This is a genomic window from Salinibacterium sp., from assembly GCF_031364185.1.
Classification (GTDB): domain Bacteria; phylum Actinomycetota; class Actinomycetes; order Actinomycetales; family Microbacteriaceae; genus Rhodoglobus.
In genome coordinates this window covers 1-7,533 of sequence record NZ_JANLVV010000334.1, presented here as the reverse complement: position 1 = coordinate 7,533, position 7,533 = coordinate 1, and the positions used below count along the sequence as shown (strand labels likewise).

Below are 7,533 nucleotides of genomic sequence, written 5' to 3'. Positions count from 1 at the left end.
CGACAATGCCAATCTCGCGACGACCCCAATAGGTCGACCAAGCGACACTGAACTCGTCGAATGTCAGGTCGCGCATGCCCCTCCTGCGAACGAGCGGCAGCATCACTCGACGCTGCAGGGCTCAGCCTATCCTCGGCCCTTGATGTGCGTTTCCATTGAGACTGGGCAACCTGTACTCCCGCCCTAGGAGGAGCGCTGGCAACGGGTCATCCTGCCGGGAGGGTCGGTTGGTCGGAACCTTCGAGTGAAGCAGGTCAACCTTAACTAGGGTTTCATGACGAGCGAGCCATGACTGGCGAGTGCCCGTAGCCGAGACGCAGGTGTAAATGACATCCTGTCGTCAACACCAAGCGCTGGTCTGGCCATCGACTCCGTGAAGATCGCGACCGTCCACGCCGAGCAGGGTATCGCGGTGGCACCCCTGAAACCCGTTGCGACGGCCCCCTAGCATTAGGGGAATCGGAGCACCCTACCGAGCGCGCCAACGACCGGAGTATCCGGCATGAGCGAGCTTGGCCGGATGGTAGCGTGCGCGCCAGTGCTTTCATTGTGACGTAGCACCAGGACGGAGAGGGTGGGCCAATGTCTTCAGGCCAGACCGGGGCAGGATTTCAGATGACCAGCAAACCGAACGACACGAATGACGTGCCGATCCCGAGCCTTTCAACCCGAGCGGGCGAAGTTGCGGCATCCATATTGTTGCCGGAGGGCATGACCGGCAGGGCAAGCCCTGCGAAGGCGGCTGTCGGAGACGAGCCGGCCCTTGCCTACATCGCGAGCCTTCCACAGCCGCAGCGCGGCGTCGCCGAGGCGGTGGACGCGCTGGCCGCCAAGACGCTGCCCAACCTTCAGAGAGCTGTCAAGTGGGGCATGGCGTATTACGGCGTGGACGAAGGGTGGTGCTTCAGCTGCGGCGGCTTCGCTGAACACGTCAAGCTGATGTTCATCAACGGAGTGACGCTGCTCGATCCGGTACCACCCGTGACCCCGGTTGGGATGGGCAAAGCGACACGCGGCGTGGAACTAAGAACCCTCAGCGACCTCGACGGAGGTCAGGTCGCCGCATGGATGAGACAGATCACATCAGTGCCCGGTATCGGCGGCAAACGGCGGTAAACCCGTCGCCCGACGGGACTGCACAGTACCCGAATCAGTCTGGTCGGTGCCCAAAAAGTTCCGCGAGCGAGCCAACCACGAACTGGCACCCGACCGTCAGGCGAAGCGCTGACAGTTGGCTCATCGCCAAGCGTTTCACAATCGTTCCCGTTACAGGCCCTGGGCTGACGGATTGGCTCTTCCTGGAGGGGAAGCCGGTTGGAACTCGCCGCTGATTTCACTCCCGAAGCCTGCTTGTCTTGGGTAGGACTTCGTCCTACTTGAAAGATGGTGACCGTGCGTGCGACACGGCAGGTGAGGATCACCCTTCCGAACGAGATGGCCGACGCCTTACGCCAGCGAGTGAGCTCAGGCGCATACGCGAGTGGGAGCAAAGTTGTCAGCGCCTATGACGCCCTCGCGGCTGATCCGTCCGCCGTAGTGAGTGTCGACGTCGTGCGTGCGCGGCTGTCGGCCAAGCACGCCTAGCGGATCGCAGCAGGTCGCCGTTCGTTCACTTGAGCAGTGACGGTAAGTGCGGCACCGCGCTAGCGTGCACGGATGAGGAACCCTACTCCGTTGCTGTTGGGGCCAGCTATCGTGGGGTCAAATGCGGCAGTGATGATATCGATGCGTGCCGTGGGGGATCTAAAAGCCGCCATCTCGGCGCTGGCATGAAGTGGGTCTCCGCGAAGCTGGCAGCGTCCAGCAGTTGCGCCATTATTCCGGAGGAGCTTAGTTCTTGAAACAAGGCAACTCGATCGACAGCACGATCCAGGGGCCTCACGGCCCCATACCCATCCGACGGTATTCTCCACCCCCGGGCACGACTCCGGTCAGGTCCGCGCCGATCGTGTGGATACATGGCGGCGGGTTCTTCAAGGGCAATCTCGACCAGCCAGAGTCGCATGACGTCGCTCTAACGTTGGCCGCGGCGGGATTTCACGTCGTTACTGTCGCCTATCGGCTCGCGAGCATCTCAAGACTCCGTCGGTCTCCGTCTGGGTTTGCTAGGAGCCCGGCGATCCACTATCCAGTCCCGGTGGACGATGTCGTCGCGGTGGTGCGGGCGGTTCAACGTGAGACGCCTAACGGGGTGATTCTGGGCGGAGCAAGCGCCGGTGCGTGTCTATCAGCGGGCGCAGTGCTTCGACTGGCAGACGACGCGGCCGCCCCTCTCGCGGGCGTCGTTTTCGCATACGGACTGTTCCACGCGGCGCTACCGAAACGGGAGCGCCGTTTGCGCCGTCGGCTGCGCGGCAAGCGCCGCTTCATCCACTCGCCGATGCTGCTCAACCTGACGAACCTGCACTATGCGGGCACGCAAACCGCCATGTCGGAAGCGCACGCATTTCCCGGTGGCCACTCCCTGCGCGTCTTCCCCCCGACGCTCATGATCGACGCTGACCGTGACTCGATGCGAGCGTCTGGCGGTCAGTTCGCCCTGGAGCTCTCAGCTGCCGGGATCGCAACGGACTACCACCTACTTCCCGAGACCTTCCATGCCTTCCTCAACCGCCCGCACGAGCCAAGCTTCGCGGACGGTTTAAGTCTGATAATCGAATGGGCCGGCGACAGATAGGAAAAGCGCTCCAGGTGTGCCTCGTCCGCAAAAGTCACAGCGGTCTGCGCCTGCTATAGACCGGTTGGACTCTCTGGTGAGACGATTATTCGGTGGCAAAGGTCAATCATGACGATGACACCATCTGGAGATGGGTCATCCACCACTACCAATATGACCCAGATCGGCGGGAGCGGCGCAACGTCATTGTGGCTGCTTACGATAACGAAAGCGAGTTCCGTGAGGAATTCGATCGGGCAGCCGCCAAGATCCGAGTAGAGATCGCTGCTGGCAATCGAAGCAACCGCGAGAACCTCAGTGGGGTCGTTTGGGAGCCAGGGCATCGCGCGGCAGCGGCGCGCGGCCACACTGTGCGCCGTGCAATAGAGCACGGCGTAAATCCGCGACCTCTGCTCAGCGACGGGCCGTTACCTCACAACATGGCACTGCTGTGGTTCACGGGCGACGACAGAGCCCAAGCGGTCGACGACGACTGAGATAGCTCCCCCGCCGACGTGACTTTGTCCCCCTTGCTCCAGGCCCGATGTGAAGCTTACGCGTGCACGCGCAGGTACTCTTCGACTGCTTCACGGATCACGCGAGACTTTGTTACCCCTCGCTGGCTAGCGATTTGGGTTACTTCTGCGTCGAGATTCTCTGTCGCCCGGACCTTCCACACCGGTGATGGCCCGTGCCCCGCATCGGATAACCTCGGCCGACCGAATGCGATTTGTGTGGCCTCGACAATGTTGTTCGCGCCTGTAGCGTCGAGCAACATCTGCCGGCCTGACGCGGCCGCTGCGGCGCCAACCAGCACGGTGTCAGGGATTGCAGGAAGTTCGCCTCGCTCTGCTCGCCTGGCAAGCTCGTCATAATCATTCATTTCAATCCACTCTCCCTATTTACAGGATGTCGGTATACGTCACTGAGTTCCATTACGTAAAAGATCGCGAGATCACGGGGCGGCACTACAGCCGCGATCACTTCGACATACCGATCAGTTTGCCCGTGCGGATGACCCACGTACACGATCGTGACCCCACCAGCGCGACCGTCAAGCTGCGCCTGACCGGCCGCATGACTGATCGCATACAGAGCATCCTCATGCGGAATGAGATGCTTGTCTGCACTCGACGCTCACCTAATTGCCACCATAAATGGTGGCCACGAAAAGGGAATACAGAACTTGGGTGCCGGGCAGAGATCTCTCAGACAGCAGTCAATCGAGAACGCACATCATTAACTGGGGGTCAACGCGGATCGGCCCGATCGAGGTTTCCGATAGGCGCGATTTCGGCACGCTCGGCCGGAGGATGGGTTAGCCTAAGGTCTCTAGCGCCCTCGGAACACCGTCACCGGAACGCGGAGATCCCCGTGATGTGATTGCCGATCACCAGGGTGTGCACCTCGTCGGTTCCCTCGTAGGTGCGCACGCTTTCCAGATTGTTGGCGTGGCGCAGCGGCGAATAGTCGAGCGTGATGCCGTTGCCACCGAGCAGGGCGCGGGCCTCGCGCGCGATGGTGATCGCCTCGCGGCAGTTGTTCAGCTTTCCGATCGAGATCTGGTGCGGCTGAAGTTTGCCGGCGTCTTTGAGACGACCGAGTTGTAGCGCCAGCAGGGTGCCCTTGTTGATCTCCAGCGCCATGTTCACCAGCTTCTCCTGCGTCAGCTGGTAGCCGGCCAGGGGCTTTCCGAACTGCAGGCGCTCACGGGAGTAGTCGAGCGCGGCGAGGTAACTGTCGCGGGCCGCGCCCATCGCCCCCCAAATGATGCCGTAACGGGCCTCGTTGAGGCACTCGAAGGGACCGCGAAGACCCTTCGCCTTCGGCAGCATGGCCGAGGCGGGCAGCCTCACCTCCGCGAGCTCGATCTCGCACTGGATCGACGCGCGCATCGACAGCTTCTGCGGGATGACCGCGGCCGTGAACCCGGGGGTGCCGGTCGGCACGATGAAGCCCCGGATGCCGTCGTCGGTCATCGCCCAGATGATCGCGATGTCGGCGATGGAGGCCAGCCCGATCCACCGTTTGGTGCCGCTGATCACCCAGTCGTCCCCGTCACGTCGGGCGAAGGTGGTCATGCTCGCGGGGTCGGACCCGGCGGTCGGTTCGGTGAGCCCGAAGCATCCAATTGCCTCGCCTGCTGCCATTCGCGGCAGCCATTCATTCTTCTGTTCCTCGGAACCGTGTTTATGTATGGCCGTCATCGCAAGAGAGCCCTGCACGCTGACAAAGGTGCGCAGCCCCGAATCCCCCGCCTCGAGTTCGAGGGCGGCGATGCCGTACTCCACGGCGCTTCGACCGGGGCAGCCATACCCGGTGAGGTGCATTCCGAGAAGCCCGAGCTCGGCCAGGCGCGGGATGATGCTGGTCGGGAACTCCGCCGCGTCGTACCAACCGGCAATGTGCGGCTTGATCTCCGCATCGACGAAGGCGCGCACCGTGCTGCGCAACTCGAGTTCGGTATCGGTGAGCAGTGAGTCGACGTCGATCAGGTCGGAGGCGTCAGACGTCGGCGTTCCTTTTGTAGACATCTCCAGCACGGTACCAGTCGCGATGTCGGCGCCGTGGCGCGTCATGCCATGACAACATTCTGAAGGGGGCGGGATGCCTCGGCCGCCTGCTGCTCGATGGCAGCCGTGAGCACTCCGAGGCCGTCTTCCAGCAACTCGACCCCGATGACGAGGGGTGGCAGCAACCGGATCACGTTGCCAAATGTTCCGCAGACCAGGATCAGCACTCCGGCGGCATGACAGGCGGCCGCGACGGCTTTAGCTACGTCCGCTCGCGGCGCGAGCGTGACGGGGTCGGCGAACTCGATTGCCAGCATCGCACCGCGCCCGCGCAGCTCCGCTACGACGTCGACAGAATCGAGCAGGGGCTCCAGCCGAGCACGGACGACACTCTCGATGGTGGTGGCATGAGCAAGCAGCGTTCCGTCTTCGAGAGCCTCAAACACGCCCAGCGCGGCGGCGCAGGCCAGCGGATTGCCCGCGTAGGTACCACCGAGGCCTCCGGTGTGCACCGCGTTCATCAGTTCGGTGCGGCCGGTGACGGCGGCGAGTGGCAGCCCACCGCCGAGGGCTTTGGCGGTGACGATCAGGTCTGCGGCAACGCCCTCGTGTTCGCTCGCGAACAGGGTGCCGGTGCGACCCATGCCGGCCTGCACCTCATCCATCACGAAAACGATGCCGTGCGCATCCGCTATCGCCCGCAGCCCCGCGAGGAAGCCCGGGGCCGGCACGAGGAAGCCACCCTCGCCCTGGATGGGCTCGATGACCATGGCGGCAAACGTCTCCGGGCCGTTCGCGGCCAAAATCGTCTCGACCGCCGCAAGAGCCTCCGCAGAGGCGTTCTCGGCGCCGCTCGGCCAGCGCAACGGTGCGGCATTGGGTGCCCGGAAGATCTGCTCGGGGAACGGACCGAAGCCAAGTTTGTAGGGGTTCACCTTCGCCGTCATCGCCATCGTAAGCAGCTAACGGCCGTGGTAGGCCTCGTCGAAGACGAGAACATTGGGCCGACCGGTGGCGGCCCTGGCGATCTTGATGGCGTTCTCGACGGCTTCCGCGCCCGTGGAGAACAGTGCGGTTCGCTTATCGAAGGTGCCCGGCGTGTGGGCGTTCAGCCAGCGGCAGACCTCGGTGAATCCCTCGTACTCCGTGACCATGAAGCAGGTGTGGGTGAACTGTTCCAGCTGAGCGGCCACCCGGGCCTGCACGAACGGGTTGCTCGCCCCAACGCTGGTGACCGCGATCCCCGAAGCGAAATCGATGATCCGGTTGCCGTCGACATCCTGGAGGATGCCCCCCTCGGCCCGGTCGATGAAGACCGGGAGCGCACTGCCGAAGGCCGAGGTGACCTCGCGGTTGCGAATCTCCTGCAGCTCACGAGACCGCGGCCCCGGCAAGGGATGCGCAATGTGCCGGGACTGGAGAAGTGGGGCGAGATGTGAGGCCATGATGCCAATGTAATCAGAAGGATCATCCCCGTCTTTAGATGATTCATCCAGTTGTGAAGTGGATTTGGATAGACTGACCAGACGTCGGAGGAGTTCGCCATTGGTCACGCTGGAGCAGCTGTGCGATCGCCTTGGTGCCGACCTTCGCCCGGCGGCGCCCGGCCCCATCGGGCGACAACCCCTCACCGGCGTGCACATCTCCGAACTCGCGGACCCCACGCCCTATCTTGAGGGCGGGGAGTTGCTGCTCACGACGGGCATTCCGCTGGGCGGGGGTAATGCCGCCACCCGGGACTACGTCAACCGGCTGGCGCAGAAGGGAATCGCGGCACTCGCACTGGGGCTCGGTGCCGGGACGGATCGCGTTGATCCCGCTCTCGTCGCGGCGTGCGTCGACGCGAATCTCGACCTGCTGCTGGTGCCCGAGGCGGTGCCGTTCCTACACATTTCGCGCGCTTTCTGGACACTGGTGGGTAAATCGGAGCAGGCCGACCTGACCTCGCGCCTCGATCTCCAGACCGCGCTGGCACGCGCCGCCACCCGGGACAACGCCACGCAGGCCATCATCAGCACGCTCGCCCAAGGACTCGGCGGATGGGCGGCTTACCTTCCCGCAGACGGTGCAGCCGAAACGATCTGGCCGTCGACCGCGGCAGATGTCGTGCCGCAACTTCGGGCGGAGTCGGCCAGATTCAACCTGGTCGGAACATATTCGGCAGCCACGTTCCCCGTGGACGGCATGAACGTCATCGAACATTCGATCACGATCGGCCAACATACCGTGGGCTTTCTCGCGGTGGCTGCGGGGCGTGACCTGCGAAGAGCCGACCGCCAGCTCATCCTCACCTCCTGCATGTTGCTGTCACTGACCGTGAAGCGCGCGCGGGAGGCATCACAGGCCGAAGCCGCACTGGGAGGC

7 protein-coding genes and 1 pseudogene are annotated in these 7,533 nt (G+C 63.5%); 5 read left to right on the top strand and 3 right to left on the bottom strand.

The genetic code is table 11. The annotated features are described in order from the left end of the window. Nucleotides 1-582: 582 nt before the first annotated feature. From RMN95_RS14555 to RMN95_RS14540, 4 genes are all read left to right on the top strand, one after another. The gene (locus RMN95_RS14555; RefSeq protein ID WP_309617626.1) at nt 583-1,116 is read left to right on the top strand and encodes a DUF1801 domain-containing protein; all 534 of its coding nucleotides are present in this window, start codon (nt 583-585) and stop codon (nt 1,114-1,116) included. 267 nt (nt 1,117-1,383) lie between these two features. Next, nucleotides 1,384-1,584, top strand: coding sequence for a hypothetical protein (locus RMN95_RS14550; protein ID WP_309617625.1), 201 nt, complete (start codon nt 1,384-1,386; stop codon nt 1,582-1,584). 364 nt (nt 1,585-1,948) lie between these two features. After that, nucleotides 1,949-2,677, top strand: coding sequence for an alpha/beta hydrolase (locus tag RMN95_RS14545; RefSeq protein WP_309617627.1), 729 nt, complete (start codon nt 1,949-1,951; stop codon nt 2,675-2,677). A gap of 92 nt (nt 2,678-2,769) precedes the next feature. Then, nucleotides 2,770-3,153 (top strand): hypothetical protein, encoded by a 384-nt coding sequence (locus RMN95_RS14540; protein ID WP_309617624.1) that lies wholly within the window; start codon nt 2,770-2,772, stop codon nt 3,151-3,153. A gap of 56 nt (nt 3,154-3,209) precedes the next feature. On the opposite strand, the gene RMN95_RS14535 is transcribed toward RMN95_RS14540, so the two are convergent. The 3 genes and pseudogenes from RMN95_RS14535 to gabT form a co-directional block, all read right to left on the bottom strand. Then, entirely contained in the window at nt 3,210-3,539 is a 330-nt protein-coding gene (locus RMN95_RS14535) for a ribbon-helix-helix protein, CopG family (RefSeq protein ID WP_309617623.1), read from the bottom strand. A gap of 469 nt (nt 3,540-4,008) precedes the next feature. Continuing rightward, nucleotides 4,009-5,190 carry an acyl-CoA dehydrogenase family protein gene (locus RMN95_RS14530; RefSeq protein ID WP_309617622.1) on the bottom strand — a complete coding sequence of 394 codons (1,182 nt, stop codon included), beginning with the start codon at nt 5,188-5,190 and terminating at the stop codon, nt 4,009-4,011. A 41-nt stretch (nt 5,191-5,231) separates the two neighbouring features. After that, nucleotides 5,232-6,614: pseudogene (gene gabT / locus RMN95_RS14525) on the bottom strand (4-aminobutyrate--2-oxoglutarate transaminase). Nucleotides 6,615-6,714: 100 nt separating this feature from the next. Here gabT and RMN95_RS14520 point away from each other — a divergent pair. Further along, nucleotides 6,715-7,533, top strand: an 819-nt coding sequence (locus tag RMN95_RS14520; protein ID WP_309617621.1) for a PucR family transcriptional regulator ligand-binding domain-containing protein, incomplete at its 3' end; no start/stop codon positions are given.

What these genes read in the sequence shown, in the direction of transcription:
- RMN95_RS14550 (WP_309617625.1), top strand. Translation starts at nt 1,384, where the DNA reads ATGGTGACCGTGCGTGCGACACGGCAGGTGAGGATCACCCTTCCGAAC.
- RMN95_RS14530 (WP_309617622.1), bottom strand. Translation starts at nt 5,190, where the DNA reads ATGTCTACAAAAGGAACGCCGACGTCTGACGCCTCCGACCTGATCGAC.
- RMN95_RS14555 (WP_309617626.1), top strand. Translation starts at nt 583, where the DNA reads ATGTCTTCAGGCCAGACCGGGGCAGGATTTCAGATGACCAGCAAACCG.
- RMN95_RS14535 (WP_309617623.1), bottom strand. Translation starts at nt 3,539, where the DNA reads ATGAATGATTATGACGAGCTTGCCAGGCGAGCAGAGCGAGGCGAACTT.